This window comes from Leisingera sp. F5 (genome assembly GCF_001593695.1).
The window spans coordinates 1-1,339 of record NZ_LUKH01001031.1 but is presented as its reverse complement, the minus strand read 5'-3'; the positions used below and the strand labels follow the sequence as shown (position 1 = coordinate 1,339).

The 1,339-nt window shown below is 64.0% G+C and carries 1 protein-coding gene; it reads right to left on the bottom strand.

Going from position 1 to position 1,339, the window contains the following annotated elements; translation table 11 throughout:
• Nucleotides 1–104 precede the first annotated feature (104 nt).
• Nucleotides 105–1,280 carry an aminotransferase gene (locus A2I95_RS38570; protein WP_291737673.1) on the bottom strand — a complete coding sequence of 392 codons (1,176 nt, stop codon included), beginning with the start codon at nt 1,278–1,280 and terminating at the stop codon, nt 105–107.
• Nucleotides 1,281–1,339: the final 59 nt, after the last annotated feature.

Here is a 1,339-nt window from a genome sequence, read left to right as displayed (position 1 = left end):
TGTTCTGCCGTGCAAGGGGTCGCCTTGCGGCGGGAAATGCCGCTGACTGAATACGCGGCTGCCCGCAGAGGGGCAAGATGGTTGCGGATCAAACTGCTGCGTGATCAGGGATTAAAGGCCGCCAGCCGGTCAAACAGCGTCCGGATGCCTGTCCGGTCCACATTGGCAAAGGCAATGCGGAACTGGCGTGCGCCGACGGGATCGTCTGCGGGCATGAACATGGAGCCCGGCAGCATCAGGACGGAAGCCTCCGCCACCAGCCGTTTGGCGATCTCCTCCGACGGCAGGCCGAACGGGTGTTCAACATAGGCAAAGTAGGCGCCGCATCCGAGCAGCTTCCAGCCTTTCTCCGCCAGCACCGGAAACCCGTCTTCAATTGCCGCGCGGCGGTCGAGAATTTCCTGCCGTTCGCCGGCCAGCCAGCCCTGCAGGTTTTCAATTCCCCAAAGGGCGCCGGTCTGGCCCAGCTGCGAAGGGCAGATAGTCACTGTGTCCAGAAACTTCTCCATTTCGAACATCTTGTCCGGCGAAGCTGCAACAGCGCCGACCCGGTGGCCGGTCAGCCGGTAGGCCTTGGAGAAAGAATAGAGGTGGATCAGGGTGCTGTCCCAATCCGGTATCTGGAACAGCCCGTGCGGAGCACCTTCGCGGCTGTCGAAGTCGCGGTAGGTTTCGTCCACGATCAGCGCCAGGCCGCGGTTGCGGGCCAGATCAAAGAAGGCCTGCACCAGCTCGGAAGGGTACTCCACACCGCAGGGATTGTTCGGGGTGACCAGCACGATGGCACGGGTGCGGGGGGTGATCAGCGCCTCAGCAGCGGCCAGGTCCGGCAGCATGCCGTCGCCAACCGGCAGCGGCGCGGCGGTGACGCCGGCCATGTCCAGCCACATCTTGTGATTGAAATACCACGGGACGGGTATGATCACCTCGTCGCCCTCGCCGCACAGCGCAGCAATCGCAGCTGCAAAGGCCTGATTGCAGCCGGAGGTAATGCCAATCTGTTCCGCTTGCACATCACCCCGGTAATGACCGGAGATCTGAATGGCCAGCGCCTGCCGTAGCGGGTCACTGCCGAGGACGGGTCCGTAGAGATGCGCCTCGGCATCGTTCAGGGCAGCATCCGCAAGTGCCTGGCGCAGACCTTGGGGCGGTGCCTCTGCCGGCGCGGCCTGGCTGACGTTCAGCAGCGGGCGCTCTGGCGGAAATTCTACTCCGGCCACCCAGCGGCGCGATTCGACGATGGGCGAGACAAAGGTGGCTTGGGTGCGGGAAAGGGGCATGAAAGGCTCCGGGCGCCGGAAAAAGGAAGATGGTCAGGCGCAGCGGGTTGCGCTCCGGA